We start from the raw sequence: 17,709 nt of genomic DNA, 5'->3' as shown, positions 1-17,709 counted from the left end.
GCAACGCACTGATCGATACCCCCCTCGGTATATGTGCCAGCATACGACAGGACTGCCGATACGGGAGGGGGTATCTCGGAACGCTTTCGATAATACCCCCGGGGGTACTATGGTGAGGAATGACGGGACCCGGCCGCCGCTGTCCCACCGACGCGCCGCGGCCGTGGACCGGCCCCTCGGAGGCCCCCGCACGTCGCCGGGCCACCGAGCCGGGCGCGCCCGTCGCACCGCCCCGCGCCCCCGAGCCGCGGGCGGACACCCCCACGCCGACGGCGTGCGCCGCCGACGCTCCGGACCCACCCCCCGGCCCCGGGCGCCCCGCACCACGCCACACCACCCACCGGAGAAGCGCATGCCCCCGCTGCCGTCCACCTCCTCCCGGAACCCCCATCCGGCCCACACCGGCGCCGCCCTATGACCGCACTGCTGCTGGCCCTGGCGGCCGGAGCCGTGGTCGGCCTCGCCCTCGGCGGGCTGGGCGGGGGCGGCAGCATGCTGGCCGTCCCGGCGCTCGTCTACCTGCTGGGATTCAGCCCGGCCCTCGCCACCACGGCGGGCCTGGCGATCGTCGCCGCCACCTCGCTGACCGGCCTGTTCGCCCACGCCCGGGCGGGCCGGGTGCGCTGGCGCACCGGCGCCCTGTTCGCCGCCGCCGGCCTGCCCGCCGCCGCGGCGGCCGGGGCGGTCTCCGCGCACCTGCCCGGGGCGCTGCTGACCGGCGCCTTCGCGCTCCTGGCCGGGCTCGCCGCCTGGCGGATGCTGGCATCGACCAGGGCAACGGCACCCGCGGTAGCGCGGGCGGGGACCGTACCCGCGCCGGCGGCACCAGCAGAAACCCGGGCGCGGACGGCGGCCGTGCGGACGGCGATGACAAGATTGCCCGCCGTCGCGCCCCGGACCCGGCCCACCGCCGGAGCGGGCCGCGCGGCCGCGGCGGGCGCCGGGCTCGGCGCCGTCACCGGGCTGCTCGGCGTCGGCGGCGGATTCCTCGCCGTCCCGGCCCTGGTCTCGGCACTCGCCTTCACGATGGCCGAGGCGGTCGGCACCAGCCTGCTGGTCATCTCCGCCAACTCCCTCGCCGCGCTACTCCCCCGGCTCGGCGCCGCCGGGTCCGTCGACTGGTCGGTGGCAGCGCCCTTCACCGGGGCCGCGATCCTCGGCGCCTGGGACGGCAAGCGGCTCGCCGACCGGTTCGCCGGCCGCACCCTGCAGCGGCTCTTCGCCATCGCCCTCCTCGGCGTCTCCGCGCTGATGCTGGTCGGCACGCTGACCTGAGGCCGACGCCCACGCGCTGCCGGAACCCCGCCCCGACCAACCGAATCCCCGCCTCCTCTCTCCGGCCCGGCCCAGCGGCCGCCGCCGGCTTCCCCACCCCCACCGAAAGGACCCCCCATGACCACGCCGCTGACCGTCGAGCAGCTCCACCCCCGCCTCGGGCAGCTCACCCTCATCGACGTCCGCTCCCCCGGCGAGTACGCCTCCGGGCACGTCCCCGGCGCCCTGAACGTGCCGCTCGACCGGCTCGACCAGGCCCTCGCCGCGCTGCGCGCCGCCGCCGAACGGGGCGAGCTGGCGATCGCCTGCGCCTCCGGCCGGCGGGCCGCCACCGCCTGCCGGCAGCTCGCCGGCGCCGGCGTCCCGGCCCGCGTCCTGACCGGCGGCACCGATGCCTGGGCTGCGGCCGGCCACCCGCTGGAGCGACCGGCCGGTGCGCGGGCCGTCTGGGCGATGGACCGTCAGGTCCGCTTCGCCGCGGGAACGCTGGTCCTGCTCGGCCTGGTCGCCGACCGCGCCCTGCCGGGCACCCGCCGACTCGCGGCCGCGGTCGGCGGCGGGCTGGTGTTCTCCTCGCTGACCGACACCTGCGCCATGGGCCGGGCGCTCGGCAGGCTCCCGTTCAACCGCCCCCGCTCCGACGCCCCGGGCCTGGACGAGACGCTGGCGGCGCTCGGGCGCTGAGCCGCGGGCGCTTGCGGCACTCGGGCTGAGCCGCAAGCGCTCACGGCATTCGGGCGCTGAGCCGCAGAAGCGCTGAACCCCAACTGCGCGCGACTCTCGCACGCTGAGCCGACCGCCGGAGGCGAAGGTCCCCGCCCACCCCCGTGGGGCGGGGACCTTCGCCGGTCGGAAGCGGCCAGGACGGTACCCGGAGCCGCCGGGGCCCGACGGCGAAACGGGACGATCAGGGCCGCTTGTGCGCCGCCCGTTGACGGGACTCGGACGACGCTGTGAAATAACACATGTCACCCGTCACATGAGTCAAGGCCGTTTCGGGGATTTGAACGTTCAAACCCACTCCCGCCGGCCGACCCGCCCTGACCCACGACGCTCCGCCGGACCGCCCGTCCACGCACCCGCCCCCTGATGCGCCCGCCCCCTGACGCACCCCCACCCGCCCGACAGGAGAGCCGCCATGCCCCTCACCCGTGCCCCGCGCCGCGGACCGGCCCGAGCCCTGCCCCCGGGCCTCACGGCCCTCACCGTCCTCGCCGTCCAGGCCGCCGGGGCAGGGCCCGCCCTGGCCGCCGACGCGGCGGCTCCGCTGGCGGACGGCGGCACCTACGTCATCTCCTCCGCGCTGGACGGCAGTTGCCTCGGACCGCAGTACGCGCAGACCGCCCCCGGCACGCCGGTGGTCGGCGCCGCCTGCCAGGGCCTGCTCAGCCAGCGCTGGCAGCTGCACCGGACCACCACCGGGGGTTACCAGCTCGTCAACGCCGCGAGCGGCCGCTGCCTCGCCCTCGGCGGGGCCGGGCAGCGCCCCACCGCGGCGGACTGCGGCACCGCCCCCGGCACCGCCGCCTTCACCATCTCCCGCGCTCCGGGCGGCCGTTACACGCTGGCCGCGGGCGGCGGCTGTCTCACCGCCGCGGACGCGGACGACCGGGAGGCCGCGGCCCGGCGCCGGGACTGCGACACCCGGCCCGCCCACCGGTGGACGCTCACCCGCACCGAGCCGCTGGTCCTGCCCAACCCGGGCTTCGAACAGGGCGCGGACGGCTGGACCCTCACCGAGCACACCGGCACCGCCACCAACAACCCGCACACCGGCAGCCGCCTCGCCTACCTGGACGCCGGCACCGGCTACCGGGTGAGCCGCCAGGTCACGGCCGTCACCGCGGGCGCCTACGACCTGTCGGCCTGGATCGCGACCGGCGGCGCCGGGGGCACCTTCGAGGTCCGCGTCAACGGCGCCGTGGCGGGCTCGCTGAGCCTGCCCGAACAGCCCACCTACGCCAAGTACACGCTGCCCCGGATCCGCGTCGCGGCCGGCGACACCGTCACCGTCGGCATCGGCTCCTCCCCCACCGGCTGGGTCAACGTCGACGACGTCGCCGTCGCCCCGGCCGCTCCCCGGGACCCGCGGATCAGCTCCTCCGACCCGGAGGTCGTCGCCCTGTTCGACTGGGCCAAGACCAAGGCCAACAGCTGGGTGCAGCAGGCCGGCACGAGCGGTGTGCTCAACATGGACGAGAACCACACCGGTGGCACCGGCAGCACCACCTACGACACCACCTACTGGGCCGGCTACCCGTTCCGCTCCGACTTCTACAGCCGCGACTTCGCCCACCAACTGGTCGGCGCCCACCTGCTCGGCCTGGACGCCGAGAACAAGACCATGCTGCGCGGCTTCGCCGCCTCGGCCACCGAGGTCAACCGGCTCTACCCGGTCTGGGCGCTCAACTTCGACGCCAGGACGTACGGCAGCATCGACTACCGCGGACCCGACCGCTTCGTCCGCGAGCTGCCCGCGCCGTTCGAGCTGGTGCAGAAGGCCGGCGAGGCCTACCAGTGGACCGGGGACCGCGACTACGTCGACGACCCCACCCTCACCGGGTACGTCCGCAACACCCTCGGCCCCTTCATCGCCGGCCACCCCGGCCCCGTCGACAACGGCGGCCTGCCCATCCCCCAGGCCACCAGCAGCAGCATCTTCGCCGGCACCGCCAGCTACGCCGAGAACGCCACCAGCACCTACGCCGAGGCCGGCGACGCGCTGGGTTCCCAGTACCAGGCGTACCTCGCGGCCGCCGCGCTGGCCTCCGCCCAGGGCGACACCGCGACCGCGGCGGGCTACCAGCGGGCCGCCACCGCGCTGCGCACCTACGTCAACTCCACCTGGAGCGTGGACTCGGCGCAGCCCGGCGAGGTCGTGCACGGCTACGACACCACCGGGCGGCCGGTGACCGGCTGGGGGTACGAGGCGAACGTGCTGATGCCGGTCAAGGGGCTGCTCGACCCGGGCCCGCGCCGCGACGCCTTCCTAGCCGCCGTCGACGCGGCCGACTCCGGCCCGGACCGCTCGTCCAACCTGGAGGCCCTCACCTACCTGCCGGACGCCTTCTTCGCCAACCACGACGGCGACACGGCGTGGAAGTGGATGCGGCAGATCCACCAGGGCGTCGACCAGCTCCACGCGAGCGGACGCATGCTCAACGGCGACTACCCCGAGGTCCCGTTCACCCTGCTCAGCCAGACCGTCCAGGGCCTGCTCGGCGTGCAGCCCGACGCGGCCGCCGGCACCCTCACCACGGCCTCCCAACTGCCTTCCACGATGGGCTGGTTGCAGGTCGCCGACATCCCGGTCGGCGCCGGGTCCGTCACCGTCCGGCAGGACGGCCACCGCAGCACCACCCTGACCAACACCGGCCGCTCCCCGCTCGTCTGGGAGGCCCGCTTCACCGGGGCGCGCACCGGCCTGACCGTCGACGGGCGGAGCCTGCCCGTCCGCACCAGGACGGTCGACGGCGTGACCTACACCTACGCCACCGTCACCGTCGCCCCCGGCCGGACCGCGACCGCCGCCGTCACCGGCTGACCCCGCCGCGGGCCCATCGCCCGCCCCCGCCTGCACACCCCACACCCGCACGCCCCCCACCCCCCGGTACCGCGGCCGGCCGGGCCCCCGCCCCGGTCGGCCGCGCACCCCCGGACGCCCCGTCCGCCCCCACCGGCGCACCGCCGGATCCCCCACCCCCCCACAGGAGCGCCCCATGCGCCTCGTCCCCCACCGCCTCGCGGCCCCCGTGCTCGCGCTGGCCCTCGCCGCCACCGGCCTCGGCACCCTCGCCCTGGGCACGGCCGCGCCGGCCGCCGCCCTGGGCAACGGCGCCGCCCTCACCCCGCCGATGGGCTGGAACTCCTGGAACTCCCTCGGCACCGAGGTCACCCAGGACCAGGTCGTCCAGACCATCGACTTCATGGCCGCCAACGGCCTGGTGGCCGCCGGCTACGACACCGTCACCATCGACGACGGCTGGTCGCTCTGGCACCGCGACGGCCAGACCACCGACCCGGCGCGCACCGCCGACGGCTCGCTGCAGCTCTACGACGCCGCCGGGAACCCCGTCAGCGGCACCGACGGCACCGGCCACGACCCCACCAGCGGCCACCTGCTCCCGCGCCCCGACCACTTCCCCGCGCAGACCGTCGACGGACGCACCGTCAACGGCATCGAGTACCTCGCCCGCTACGCGCACGCCAAGGGCATGAAGTTCGGCCTCTACGCCACCGACACCTACCTCACCTGCCAGATGCACCCCGGCAGCCTCGGCCACGAGGCCACCGACGCGGACGACTTCGTCTCCTGGGGCGTCGACTTCGTCAAGTACGACGACTGCCCGTACGGCCCGCGGATCACCGGCCCGGACGGCCACGACTACGGCACCCAGGGCGAGGGCCGGGAACTCACCCGCTCCGTCTACGCCCGCGTCCAGGACTTCCAGCGGGCGCTCGACGCCGCCTCCGTCGCCCACGGCCGGCCGAAGGTCACCCTCAGCGTCTCCGCGCAGCCCGTCCACACCGGCGTCCCGTACCTGCAGGCCGCCGACGACCCGGCGCGCACCGACCCGGTCGTCCGGGCAGCCGACCCGGTGCCCTTCCAGGCGCCCGGCTACGCGCCGACCGGCGTCTGGTGCGGCCAGGTCGCCAACCTCTGCCGGATCGGCGGCGACCGCGACAGCGAACTCGACGGCGTGCTCTGGAACGGGCAGTTGCAGACCGCCCTCCAGTACCCCGGCAACGTCCGACCGGGCAGCTGGAACGACCTCGACATGATGTTCACCGGCTGGCAGGACGTCTACGGCCTCTGGGGCACCACCGACACCTGCACCTGCCACAAGCCCTTCACCGGCGACGAGTCCCGCACCGAGACCTCGATCCTCGCGATGCTCGCCGCCCCGCTGATCTCCGGCGCCGACCTGCGCACCGCCGCGCAGTCCCGGCACACCCAGGACGGGCACAGCTGGTCCACCGGGATCGACGCGGCGAGCCTGGCCACGCTGAAGAACCGGGACGTCATCGCGATCGACCAGGACGCCCTGGCCCAGCCCGCGACACTGGTCGGCGCCCGGCCCGCGAGCCCCACCGCCCCGGTCGTCCTCAAGCGGCGGCTGGCGAACGGGGACACCGCCGTGCTGCTCGTCAACCAGGACCCGGCCGCGAGCCGGACCGTCGGCACCAGCCTGCGCGAGCTCGGCCTGAGCGGCCCCGGTTACACCGCCAAGGAGCTCTGGAGCGGCGCCGGATCGACCGTCACCGACACCCTGACCGCCACCGTGGCACCGCACGGCGCGGCGCTCTACCGGCTCTCCGCGCGGGCGGCCACCACCCCGGCCGCCGTGGTCGACGACGGCCGGTACCACGCCGTCGCCACGGGCGGCGGCCTGGCCCTGGAGGTCTCGGGCACCTGCAGCTCCCCGCTCGGCTCCGTCGCGGACGTCAACACCTGGTGGCCCACCCACACCTCCGAGCAGTGGACCTTCACCGGCAACCCGGACGGCACCGTGCGGATCAGCGACAACTGCGGCACCGCCACCCACGCGCACACCGTGCTCTCGGCCGGGACGGCGGCCGGGAACAGCGCCTACCTGCTGAACCCTTCCCCCGGCAACCCCTGGCAGGAGTGGCGGGTCGTCCAGGACTCCGCCACCGGCGCCCTCACCATCACCAACGTCGCCACCGGCCTGGTGCTCACCGGCCACGGGGCGCCGGGCGCCACCGTGACCACGGACGCGGCGGACGGCGCCGCCGCCGGCCAGGGGTGGAACCTGCTGTCCTGACCCCGACGTCGCCGCGTCCGCCGGGCCTCGGCGGGCGGACGCGGCCGGGGCGAGCGCCACGCACGCGCAGAGGCCCGGGCCCGGCACCAGCAGCACGCCCGCGACGGCGACCGCCGCGACCGGGTACGGCCGGCGGGCCGCCACCACCCGGCCCCGGTGCTCCGCCGGCGCGCCGCCCAGCACCGGGCCCACCGCGCCGCGGTGCGGGCGGCGGCCCGGCCGCGCCGTGACGGGACGGGACGGGACGGGACGGGACGGGACCGCGGTGCCGGACCGGGAATGCCCGGCACGACGGGCCACCGAGTGGCAGGGTGGGGGCCATGTGCGGCCGATTCGTCTCCACCACCACGCCCCAGGACCTCGTCAGCCTGCTCGGAGAGCTGCGCTGGGATCCGGCCGAGGCCCTCGCCCCCAGCTGGAACGTCGCCCCCACCGACCCGGTGCCGGCCGTGCTGGAACGCGTCGACCGGGAGACCGGTGAACTACTCCGCCAGCTGCGCCCGTTGCGCTGGGGCCTGGTGCCGTCCTGGTCCAAGGACCCGTCCGGCGGCGCCCGCATGATCAACGCCCGCTCGGAGACCGTCCACGTCAAGCCCGCCTTCCGCAAGGCCTTCGCCACCCGCCGCTGCGTCGTCCCCGCCGACGGCTACTTCGAGTGGCGCGAGGTCCCCGCCGAGGCCGGGCGGAAGAAGTACAAGCAGCCCTACTTCCTGAGCACCGGCTCGGTGATGCTGATGGCCGGCCTGTACGAGTTCTGGCGCGACCCGACCCGGCCCGAGGACGACCCGGCGGCCTGGCTGGCCACCGCCGCCGTCATCACCACCGACGCGAGCGACAGCGCCGGGCGCGTCCACGACCGGATGCCGCTCACCGTCGCCCCCGACGACCTCGCCTCCTGGCTCGCCCCCGACCACACCGACTCCGACGAGCTCCACCGGCTGCTCCGCCGCCCCGCCGACGGCGCCCTGACCGTCCGCGCCGTCCCCACCACCGTCAACAGCGTCCGCAACAACGGGCCCCAGCTCCTCGACCCCGCCCCCGACCCGCTCGGCCTGGCCGACTGACCGGACGTCGGCCGGCCCCGCCGCCCCCGCCGACCCGCCGGCCCGACGGCCCGGAGAAGTCGCCCGGGGTCAGGCGCGCCCCAGCGGGAGGAGGTACTGGACGGGTTCGTCGAGGTCGTCCAGGCCGAGGAGTTCGTGGGCGAGGTCGTCGTGGAGGCCGCCGAGCGGGATCGTGCCGAGGCCGCAGGCGGCGGCGGTGAGCAGCAGGTTCTGGGTGAGGTGGCCGGCCTCCAGCAGGCCGAGGCGCAGCGCTCGCAGCCCGTAGCGGCGGCGCAGCAGGGCGAGGTCGAGGTGGACGGCCAGGACGGCGGGGGCGTGGTCGATGCCGACGGCGTCCGGGTCCTCGGCCGGGCGGGAGAGGTAGGAGGAGAGGGCCTTGAGGTCGTCGAGAGCGGGTGCCGGACCGATCGGGCGCAGGGCGCGGCGTTCCGGGAGGCACTGGTAGGTGCCGGCGGGCAGGCCGTCGACGGCGAGGGCGAGCAGCCGGACCCGGACGGAGTGGAGGGCGCCCGCGCTGGGGTGCGGCCGGTGCCGGAGGGTGCGGGCGGTGCCGTCCGCGAGGGGCTGGCGGGTGGTGTGGCTCGGTGCGAGCGCGGACCAGAGGACCGCGCCGAGGGTGGCGGCGGTGAGCGGTCCGGTGAGCGCGCCGCGGGTGGAGCGGCGGCTGCGCAGGGCCTCGGCGAGCAGGACGGCGGGGAGCGGCTCGGCGGGCAGCGGGACGTCCCCGGTCGCCTCCTGCGGTACCTGGCGGGGCGCCAGGTCGCGCAGGGCGGTGTCCTCGGCGCGGCCGATCTGGAACTTGCTGCGCTCCAGGTACTGGTAGTCGGGGGCGTGGTGGTCGGCGGGGAAGAAGGGGAACGGGGCGGTCGCGCCGTCGGTCTCCAGCAGGGTGCGGGCGGCGAGCCGACAGACCGCGCGCTCCTCGTCGGGGCCGACTCCGAGCCGGTTGAACAGCATGTGCAGCTGGGAGGCCCAGACCCAGGAGAGGCGTTCGGCGGCCTCGGGCGGGGCGGCGGCGCGCATGCGTTCGGCGGCGGCCGTGACCTCCCCGGCCCAGTCGGTGAGCCAGGGCGCGGCGGTGCCGGCGTCGAGGGCCTCGCGCAGGGCCCGGGCGCGGCGGGCGAGTGCCTGGCGCTGTTGGGCGAAGACCGTGTTGACCCTGGTGTGGACGGCGGCGCCGGGCAGCGGCCGGAACTCGGTGACCCACCGCCAGGAGGCGGCGTGGCGGCGCAGCCAGCGGGCGGCGGCGAGCTCGTCGAGCCCGAGCGCGTGGGCGGTGGTGTGCGCGAGGTCGAGGGCCAGCGGCAGCCGGGTGGCGGCCGCCGGGGCGGCGGTCAGGGCGCGGACGACCGTGCGGGAGGAGTGGACGAAGACCTCCTCGGCGATCGGCAGCAGGGCGGGGCCGCCGTAGCGTTCGGTCTCCGGTGCGTAGGGGACGGCGGTGACCTCGCCGTGGCGGGCGGCGCGGGTGCCGTCGGGCGGGGTGCGGCGGGTGGCGAGGCGGGTGAGGGCGGCGGCGAGCCCGTCGGCCCGTCCGGGGGCGCCGGGGCCGCGAAGGCGGATCCGCAGGTGGGGGCCGCCCTCGTTGTAGCGGATGAAGAACCAGTCGGTGCCGGGGTGCGCCGTGGTGAGGCCGTCCAGGAGCGGGGCGAGGTCCTCGGTGACGAAGGCGTCGGTGTCCGGGGCGGGGAGGGGCAGGGCCAGGTGGAGGCTCTGCCAGTCGGTGGTGGTCGGCGGGTGGGTGGTCATGGGTCCTCGGGTCCTTCCCGGGCTGCTCGGTGCCCCGGCTCTGCGACTGTCGGCGGCGGGGTGGCTAGGGGAACGGGTGCGGGTGGAGGGGCAGGTCCTCGTACCGCAGCGGGCGGGGGGTTCGGCCGAGGCGGTGCGGGACGTCCAGCAGCCGGGGCAGGCCGCGGGTGCGGCGGTTGACGTGGCCGAAGGTCATCGGGAGGGTGCCGGGGACGACGACCTTGACGCAGTGCAGGCCCAGCCGGTCGCGCACCCCCGGTTCGTCCTGGGTGACCACGACCACCTCCAGTCCCTCGGCGGCGAGGCGCTCCACCGTCCGGTCCAGCAGCCGGGTCAGGTCGGTGACCGGTTCGGGGGCGCCGGGCCAGCGCCGACGCCAGGGCACCGGGGGCGGCCCGGCGAACAGGAAGTCGAGGCGGGGCTGGGCCTCCGGCAGGGTGTTGAGGCCGACGTGGTCGTCGAGGCCGACCACCAGCTCGGGCCGTTCCAGCATCGGCCGGAGCCGGTCCGGGTCGCGCGGTCCGCCGGGGGCGGCGGAGCGGTGCGCGGCCTCCTGCACGTTGGTGACCACCTCGGCGACGGCCGAGCGGATCGCGACCGCCGGGTCGTGGTGGGCGCCGGCGGCCAGGAAGGTGCGCGGGGCGTCCGGGTGGCCGCCGCGGTGGCGGCAGAGGGCGATCACGGCGGGGACGCCGAGGTCGTTGGTGGCATCGAGCAGGGTGAGCCGGTAGCCGAGCAGGTGTGCGCGGTCGGCGAGGTCGGCGACGGCCCGGTCCTCGACGGGGACGGCGACGCCGGGCAGCGGGGTCCGCGCGTACCAGGCCATCAGGAAGGCGTCGCGTTCGGCGACCTCGAACAGGCCGTAGAGCGCGGCCTCCTGGGGGCTGTTGCCGAGCCCGCAGCCGTTGGAGGACTCGTAGACCACCCGGGGGCGGCCCCGGTCGGGGAGGTCCCAGTAGGCGACGTGTTCGGGGACGGCGATCGGGCGGCGGTGGGTGAGGGACCAGCCGTGCACCCAGTCCAGCACCAGGTCGGGGGTGTGCGGGACGGTGGCGGCGGCCGGGTGCCCGTGGTGCGCCGGGTCGGGCAGGCCGAGGCGGACGGGGTCGAGGACGGCGCCGGGGCCGAGCTCGCGCGCCAGGGCGGCGTGGGAGGCCCGCAGGACGGTCCGGCGGCCGAGCGGGCGCATGCCGGCGTGGCGCTCGACGGCCTCGAAGAGGGCCACCCGCTCGCTGGAACGGTAGTCCGCGGCCCGGCCGTACCCGCCGTCGTCGAGCAGCCGACCGTCGGTGACCCAGGCGGTGGTGAGGGCGAACGCCGAGTCCTCGGTGCGGAAGAGGCGCCGGACGGGGCCGAAGCGCTCGTCGTGCAGTTCGGCGCGCAGCCGGTCGGCGCCGGTGCGGTCGTTGGCGCCGCGCAGTACGGTCGGGTCGGGCAGCGGGCGGGGGGTCGAGGGCAGCCGGGCGGCGGCCGGTCCGTCGGCGGGCAGCGGGTGGCAGACCGGGCAGCCGCCGACGGGGCGGACGCGGTGGGTGGACCAGGTGGCGCGGTCGCCGTGGAGGACGTACACGGTGGCGTGCGGCGCGGTGCCGTCGGCGGGTTCGGCGAGCAGGTCGGCGGCGAGGGCGGCCGCCGCCTCGGTGAACGCCGGGGTGCCGGTGCCGGCGAGGGCGAGGGTGGGGCTCTGCCAGGGGACGCGGCCGCCCGCGGTGGCCAGTCGCTGGTACTCGGTGCAGTGCAGGCAGGCCGCCGCCCCCGGCCGAAGGACCGGTCCGATCACCGTGTGGGCGCCGTCCTCCCGGATCGGCACCAGCCGGACGGGGTGGGCGAGGGCGTGGCGGCTGAGGCGTTCGGCCAGGCCGAGGGTCCAGGTGGTGAGGTGGACCAGGGCGGTGCCGCTGGTGGTCGCGAGGGCCTGGTCGGGGTCGAGGAGGGCGGGCTCGGCGCTTGCGGCGGTGGGAGCGGCCGTCGGGGCCGGCGGGCTCGTCGCGGTCATGTGCGGCCTCCGGTGGTGACGAGGGCGGTGAGGCCGCAGCCGTGCAGGGCGTCGGCCCAGGGCTGCGCGGCGGGGGTGGCGGGGCGCCACTCGACGGCGCGCAGGCCGGTCAGCTGCCGCAGGTCCGTCTGCAACCGTTCCTCGCGGGTGGCGAGTCCGGTGAGCCAGCGGTCCGTCCAGCCCTCGTCCGTCCAGGGGGCCGGTGCCGGACCGGCGGTGGCCAGGGCGGCCGCGGAGCCGGTGAGGGTGGTGTGCCGCGCGGCGGGGAGCCGCAGGCCGGCGGCGGAGCGGCGGGTGAGGGCGGCGAGCGCGGCGACCGTGACGGCGTCGGCCGGGGTGGCCTCGACGGCCCGGTCCGGGACGGCTGCCGCCGCGTCGTCGATCTCGGCCAGGAACGCTCCGGAGTCTTCGAGTTGACGCACTGTCAGCTCCGGCGGGCGGCCGAGGGCCCTGGTCAGCGCCGCGCACCAGTGGGCCGCCTGGGGGTGGTGCCGCCAGGCGGCGTCCGGGACGGCGGGCCCGCCGGCGGGGTCGGCCAGGCAGGCCCGGCGCAGGGCCCGGCCGAGCGCGTCGCCCCGGTCGGCGCCCACGACGGGGGCGGCCGGGTCGACGGCGGCCAGGTGGAGTTCGACGGCCCGGCAGGCGGCGGCCAGCCGGGCCAGGTCCGTGCGGACGGCGCCCGCCACGAGCAGGCCGGCCGGGGTGCGGCAGGAGACCAGGGCGACGGGCAGTTGCGGCAGGTCGCCGGGGGTCGGCCGGTCCAGCAGACCGAGTCGAGGGTCGCCGAGGGCGGCGATCCGGCGCAGGGCCTCCGCCAGGTCCGCCGGGGGCGCGGCCCGGGGGCCCGGGGCGGCCGCCCACGGGTGGTGCTCGGCCCGCGGCGGGCGGGCGTCGGCGACCAGCACGGCGGGTCGGGTGGCGAGCAGCCGCGGGTCCTCGGCCGGGTCCCCCGGGTCGGTCAGGCCAGCGACGGCGCAGAGCAGGCGGTGGGCCGCGGCCGCGGCGAGGAGCGCGGGCAGCGTCGGCGGTGGTGACGCGCCGGAGGCCGCCGGGTCGGCACCCTCGCGCAGGCGGGCGGCGAGGGCCTCGGCGTCGGCGCGGGTGCGGGCCGGACCGGCCGGCGCGGTGACGAACCCGCCGTCGGCGTCGCACTGCACGGCGAGGGCCACCGCCGGGTCACCCGCGACCAGCAGCACCCGGCCGGCGGGCAGCGCGGTGTCGGGGACGGCGGTCGGCGCGGCCCCGCCCCGGGCGAGCGCGCGGACCACCGCGCGGGCCAGCGGCCCGTCCGGGTCCGCCGCCGTGACCAGTGGGCGGGCGGCCGCGAGGGCCGCTGCCGCCTCCTGGGGCCGGGCGGCCGCCGAGCCGGGCCAGGGCAGGACTCCGGCACCGGCCGGGGCGTCGACCAGCAGGTCGTGCTCGCGCAGGCGGGCGGTCAGGGTGGCCAGTGCCGCCGCGACCGCTGGCGGGGTCTGCGGGTCGGCGGGGCCCGGTGCCGGCTCCTGGCCCTCGCCCGGTCCGGTGGCCGGCCCGGCCGCCAGCAGCCGCCACAGGGCCGGGAGGGCCCGGCTTCCCTCGAGGGTCAGGCTGGTGCCCCGCCCGCGCAGGTGCAGGCCCGCCCGCAGCGGGGTGACCGCCACGCCCGGGCGCAGCCGGGGGCGGGGCTCCGGCGCGGTCATGCGGGGCTCCGGCGCGGTCATGCCGCCCCCTCGACCGCGGTGATCACCTCGTCGATCCGGGCCCGCCAGCGGTGCCCGGTCAGCTCCGGGACGCTGCGCACCACCAGGTGGGCGGCGAGGTAGCGCTCCACCGGCCGGACGTCGCAGATCGCGAGCAGCCGGTAGAGGCCGTTGGTGCAGGCGCGGTAGATCAGGTAGTCCGGGCGGCTCCACATCGTGCCGGTCGGGTCGGAGCGGTGCAGCAGCTGATGGAACTCGCTGTAGCGGGTGCGCAGTTCGTGGTTCCAGCGTTCGGCGGTGGCGCGGTCGCCGACGGCTGCCGCGCGGTCCCGGTACTCCGTCCGGTCGCCGGCCAGGTCGGCTCCGGCCGCGAGGCGCTCCTCGGCCCGGCGCCAGGCCGTCGCCGACCAGTGCGCCCAGTCGCGTTCCCAGCCGCGCGCGCCGCCGTCGACGATCCGGCCGACCAGCGCCGTCACGGCACGGCCGTCCTGCGCCCAGCGGCGGTCGAACGCGGCGCGCAGCCGGCCGTCCGGGTCCTCGTGGAGGAGGAAGTCCTCCAGGTGGGAGAGGAAGGAGTAGTGGCCGCCGACCAGGCCGTCCGGGTGGGCGGTGGCGTGCGCGGCGAGCGCCGCCACCACGAGCTGGACCCGGGCCTCGGCCCGGTCGCCGTGTGCCGCGAGGAAGTCGCAGGCCGAGCCGAGGGCGGGCAGCCCGAGCCGGAGCAGCTCGTCCCGCAGCGCGGCCGCGTCGGCGCCGAGCAGGGCGTTCAGCGCGGTCGTGGCGGCGTCCTCGACGGGCTCGATCCGGACGGTGTTGTCCGGGACCAGCGGGCCGTACGGCGGGGCGATCAGCTCGACGCGTCCGGCCACCGCGGCCTCGGCCAGCAGCTGTGCGTCGGTCCGGTCCGCCGTGGAGGGGTGCGCCGCCGCCCAGGCCCTCAGCCGCCCGGCCGCGTGTTCGGCCGCGTCGGTCACCTGCCCGGGGGGCCCGGCCAGCCGCAGCCGCAGGTGCGGGCCGAACCGCCAGTGGCGCTCGACGTGCGCGCGCAGCCCGTCGGTCTCGGCCTGCCGGGCCAGCGGCAGCACGGCCTCGCGCAGCGCCCGGGTCTTGCCGGGCTGGTAGTGGTAGAGGACCACGTCCCGGGCTGTCGCGGCCTCAGGGTCGGTCATCGCACGCCTCCTCGACGCTGTTCGGATGGGCCTTCGTGACGATCGGGGCGGCCGCCCGCCGGCGGTCTGCGGGCGCCGCCGGGCGGCGCGCCGGTCACGGCCGCTCACCCGCGGGGCGCCGGGCCCGTCCCGGCCGCCCCGGGCGGTACGTCTCCGCGACCAGTTCGACGGCCCTGGTCGGCTCCGCCGCACCTCCGACGGCCGGGAGGGCCTCCTCCAGGACGACGCCCCGGGGGTGGCGGGTGAGCCACTTGCCGAGGTGGTGCAGGTGGAGCGGGTCGCCGAGGTCGACGGGCTGGGGCTTCGGCGCCCGCAGGTGGGCGACGAAGGCGTCCGCGGCGGGCCCCTCGGCCTGGTCCGGGACGGGGTGGAGGAAGAGCTGTTCGGGGAGGTCGAGCCGGGCGCGCCAGCGGGCGGCGGTCGTGGCGGGCACGCCGTCCGGGCCGGGGTCGGCGGCGAGGTCGGCGCGCAGGGCGTCCAGGACGTCCGCCGGGAGGTGCCAGCGGCGGCGGGCCAGCACGAGGTGGCGGTACCGCAGCCGCGGGGTGCGGGTGACGGTGCCGCCGGGGGCGGGCAGTGCGGTGCGCGGCAGCAGGGGGCGGAAGTCGACGACGCCGTTGGGGTGGTCGGCGAGCAGCGGGGCGAGCCGCTGGGGCAGCATGATCGGTGCGAGGAAGCCCAGGTAGAGCACGTCGAGGTGCTCACCGGTGGTACGCAGCCGGAAGCGCAGCTGGTCGCTCGCGGGGTCGTGGACGAGGTCGAGGTCCGCCTCGGCGAGACCGGTCCAGCGCCGGTCGGGGCCGATCTCGTCGGCCAGCAGCCGGGGGTGGAGGTTGGCGTTGAAGCCGCCGACGGGCCGGATCTGGGCGGCGCGGGCACCGGGTCCCAGGCCGCGGCGGATCTGCGCGGCGACGGCCGCGGCCGCCCGTGGCCCCGCCTCGTCGAGGAAGCGGCTGGTGAACCGCCCCCACCCGCCGTAGACGTGGTTGACGCAGAGCAGTCCGTCGGCGGGGTCGCGCTGGACGAACCAGGAGTAGCTGAGCGGCCGGGCGGCGGTCCAGTCGGGCAGGCGCTCGGCCAGGGCGCGCAGCTGCTCGACGGGCAGCAGCTGTTCCCCGCCCCGCTCGGGCGTGGCGGCGAACTCCGCCCGGAGGTGGGCGAGTTCGGCCGGGACGGCGGAGCTTCCGGCGTCGGCCCAGGCTTCGGCGGCGTCGGCGCCGAACTCCCAGGGGGCGGTACAGACCCCGCCGACGCCGTAGCGGGCGACGAAGCGGTCCCGGGCCGCCCGGCGCATCAGGTGGCCGTGGTCGAACAGCTCGGCGAGCGCGGCCGCTTCGCCGAGCGCCCTGCGGTCCGCGTCGTCCAGCCGGGGGCGGGCGGGAGCGGGCGCGTGGACGTCCTCGGTGAGGACCGTCAGTGGGGCGGCCTCGGCCGGAACGGGCCGGCCGGCCTCGGCGAGCGCGCGGCGCCAGTCGGCGGCGAGTCCGGCCAGCAGCGCGGGGCGCCGGTCGGCCGGAGCCGAACCGAAGTCCTCCGTCCGGTCGGCGAGTTCGGCGATCATCCGGACCAGCCCGGCGTCCTCCGGCCATTGCCGGAGCCAGTCCGCGAGGCGGCGCAGCGGCGCCTCGGCCTGGGGGTCGACCGGGTCGGTCGGGGCGAGCAGCCGGGCGCCCAGGAGCTGGCCGACGAAGCGGTGGACGGCGGGGTCGCCGTCGGGCCGGCCGAGGGCGGCGGCGAGGCGGGCGGCGAGGCGGCCCGGGGTGTCCGGGGTGTCGGCGAGCCGGGCGAGGACGGCCAGTTCGGGGCGGTCGGCCAGCTGGACCTGCTCCTCCCGGGTGACGAGGTACCGCCCTCCGGCGAACACCACCTGGCTGCGGGCGTAGCGCGCGAGGCCGTCGCCGGTCCGGGTGGAGCCGGCCATCCGGTGGGGCAGGGTGCGGCTGCGGCGGGGGTCGTCGAGCAGGGCTTCGACGAGGGCGCCGACCAGGGTGCGGTTCTCCTTGACGACGGCCCGCGGGGGCGCGCCGTCGGCCGCGTCCGCGCTCGGTGCTCCCGCGCCCGCACCCGCGTCCGCACCCACACCCGCGTCCGCGTCCGCGTCCGCCCAGCCGACGGCGGTGAACCAGGAGAGCGGACTGGTCTTGGTGGTGGCCCGCAGCGCGTGGCGCAGGACGGCCGCCTCCTCCTTGCGGGCCCGCCCGCCGCGCTCCCCCGGCTGGAGGCCGCGGCGCGCGGCGGCGGAGACCGCGCGCAGCAGGTCAGCGCTGGTGAGGGCGACGGCGCGGGCGAGGGCGGGTTCGGCGCACAACCCGGCCAGGGCCGCGCGTTCGGCGGCGAGCGCGGGCGGGAGGGCGGCGGCGAGCTCGTCCAGCAACCGGGCGCGGCGGGCGCGCAGCTCCAGCCAGGCGGCGAGCCGCGGCAGGCGGTCGGGGAGGTCGCCGAGCCGGTCGAGGAGGGCCGGGCGGGGCGGGCGGCCGTTGTGCAGGTCACGGCGGAGCGGGAGGGCGACCCGGCGGTGGAACTCCTCGCCGTGGCGGGCGCGTTCGGCGTGCAGGTCGTCGCAGAGCGCGGGCCGGAGGACGGCCTCGGCGGCCTCGAGGGCGGTGAGCCGGCCGAGCAGGTCCCGGACGGCGGCGGCCGGGGCGGACTGGGCCGGCCGGGCGAGCACGGTGGCCCGTACCAGGGTGTACGGAGCCGTGCGGGCGGGCGGTGCCCCGGCTGCCCCGGCGCGCTGGGCCAGCTGGGCCGGCTGGGCCGTCGGCGCGTGCTGCGGCGGGATGGCGTGGGTCCGGGCGCGGCCCGGGGCGACGCCGTTCGACGGTGCGTGGTTCGGCATGGCGGGGCTCCCTCCGACGGGCCGGTGGTGCGGACGATGTCCGGGTGCCGTGCGTGCGGCTGTGCGGGCGGCAGGGCCGGGGCCGGGACGGACGGTCGGCCCCGGCACCGGGCGGTGGCCCGGGTCTCCCCGGTCACCGCGGAGGAGATCGGGGC

Annotated in this window: 10 protein-coding genes; 5 read left to right on the top strand and 5 right to left on the bottom strand. The window is 77.8% G+C overall.

The window, feature by feature from the left end; translation table 11 throughout:
• Positions 1 to 414 precede the first annotated feature (414 nt).
• The 5 genes from AB0N04_RS14610 (at position 415) to AB0N04_RS14590 (ending at position 8,125) form a co-directional block, all read left to right on the top strand.
• Positions 415 to 1,275, top strand: a complete 861-nt coding sequence (locus AB0N04_RS14610) for a sulfite exporter TauE/SafE family protein (protein ID WP_360213367.1) — start codon at positions 415 to 417, stop codon at positions 1,273 to 1,275.
• 117 nt (positions 1,276 to 1,392) lie between these two features.
• Positions 1,393 to 1,959 (top strand): rhodanese-like domain-containing protein, encoded by a 567-nt coding sequence (locus AB0N04_RS14605; RefSeq protein ID WP_360213369.1) that lies wholly within the window; start codon positions 1,393 to 1,395, stop codon positions 1,957 to 1,959.
• A 454-nt stretch (positions 1,960 to 2,413) separates the two neighbouring features.
• Positions 2,414 to 4,819: an RICIN domain-containing protein gene (locus tag AB0N04_RS14600; protein WP_360213371.1), complete on the top strand. Its 2,406-nt coding sequence runs from the start codon at positions 2,414 to 2,416 to the stop codon at positions 4,817 to 4,819.
• 175 nt (positions 4,820 to 4,994) lie between these two features.
• Positions 4,995 to 7,061, top strand: coding sequence for an alpha-galactosidase (locus AB0N04_RS14595; protein WP_363364363.1), 2,067 nt, complete (start codon positions 4,995 to 4,997; stop codon positions 7,059 to 7,061).
• Between the two features lie 320 nt (positions 7,062 to 7,381).
• Positions 7,382 to 8,125, top strand: coding sequence for an SOS response-associated peptidase (locus tag AB0N04_RS14590; protein ID WP_360222868.1), 744 nt, complete (start codon positions 7,382 to 7,384; stop codon positions 8,123 to 8,125).
• A 69-nt stretch (positions 8,126 to 8,194) separates the two neighbouring features.
• Here the strand turns inward: AB0N04_RS14590 and AB0N04_RS14585 are convergent, their stop codons facing one another.
• The 5 genes from AB0N04_RS14585 to AB0N04_RS14565 all read right to left on the bottom strand — a co-directional run bounded on the left by AB0N04_RS14585 (position 8,195) and on the right by AB0N04_RS14565 (position 17,554).
• A complete protein-coding gene (locus AB0N04_RS14585) occupies positions 8,195 to 9,874 on the bottom strand; it encodes a thiopeptide-type bacteriocin biosynthesis protein (RefSeq protein WP_360222871.1) in 1,680 nt (559 codons plus the stop codon).
• 64 nt (positions 9,875 to 9,938) lie between these two features.
• A complete protein-coding gene (locus AB0N04_RS14580) occupies positions 9,939 to 11,870 on the bottom strand; it encodes a TOMM precursor leader peptide-binding protein (RefSeq protein WP_360222874.1) in 1,932 nt (643 codons plus the stop codon).
• Entirely contained in the window at positions 11,867 to 13,549 is a 1,683-nt protein-coding gene (locus tag AB0N04_RS14575; RefSeq protein WP_360222877.1) for a hypothetical protein, read from the bottom strand. Before AB0N04_RS14575 ends, AB0N04_RS14580 begins: the two co-directional genes overlap by 4 nt.
• A gap of 17 nt (positions 13,550 to 13,566) precedes the next feature.
• Positions 13,567 to 14,718: a hypothetical protein gene (locus AB0N04_RS14570; RefSeq protein ID WP_360222880.1), complete on the bottom strand. Its 1,152-nt coding sequence runs from the start codon at positions 14,716 to 14,718 to the stop codon at positions 13,567 to 13,569.
• A gap of 94 nt (positions 14,719 to 14,812) precedes the next feature.
• Positions 14,813 to 17,554, bottom strand: coding sequence for a lantibiotic dehydratase (locus tag AB0N04_RS14565; protein ID WP_363364359.1), 2,742 nt, complete (start codon positions 17,552 to 17,554; stop codon positions 14,813 to 14,815).
• Positions 17,555 to 17,709: the final 155 nt, after the last annotated feature.

The organism is Kitasatospora sp. NPDC051702 (genome assembly GCF_040681575.1).
Lineage (GTDB): Bacteria > Actinomycetota > Actinomycetes > Streptomycetales > Streptomycetaceae > Kitasatospora.
The sequence above is the reverse complement of the archived record's forward strand: the minus strand, read 5'-3'. Positions and strand labels throughout refer to the sequence as shown.

Coding starts and splice junctions, on each gene's coding strand:
- AB0N04_RS14610 (WP_360213367.1), top strand. CDS start 415: ATGACCGCACTGCTGCTGGCCCTGGCGGCCGGAGCCGTGGTCGGCCTC.
- AB0N04_RS14580 (WP_360222874.1), bottom strand. CDS start 11,870: ATGACCGCGACGAGCCCGCCGGCCCCGACGGCCGCTCCCACCGCCGCA.
- AB0N04_RS14565 (WP_363364359.1), bottom strand. CDS start 17,554: ATGCCGAACCACGCACCGTCGAACGGCGTCGCCCCGGGCCGCGCCCGG.
- AB0N04_RS14605 (WP_360213369.1), top strand. CDS start 1,393: ATGACCACGCCGCTGACCGTCGAGCAGCTCCACCCCCGCCTCGGGCAG.
- AB0N04_RS14585 (WP_360222871.1), bottom strand. CDS start 9,874: ATGACCACCCACCCGCCGACCACCACCGACTGGCAGAGCCTCCACCTG.
- AB0N04_RS14575 (WP_360222877.1), bottom strand. CDS start 13,549: ATGACCGCGCCGGAGCCCCGCCCCCGGCTGCGCCCGGGCGTGGCGGTC.
- AB0N04_RS14595 (WP_363364363.1), top strand. CDS start 4,995: ATGCGCCTCGTCCCCCACCGCCTCGCGGCCCCCGTGCTCGCGCTGGCC.
- AB0N04_RS14590 (WP_360222868.1), top strand. CDS start 7,382: ATGTGCGGCCGATTCGTCTCCACCACCACGCCCCAGGACCTCGTCAGC.
- AB0N04_RS14570 (WP_360222880.1), bottom strand. CDS start 14,718: ATGACCGACCCTGAGGCCGCGACAGCCCGGGACGTGGTCCTCTACCAC.
- AB0N04_RS14600 (WP_360213371.1), top strand. CDS start 2,414: ATGCCCCTCACCCGTGCCCCGCGCCGCGGACCGGCCCGAGCCCTGCCC.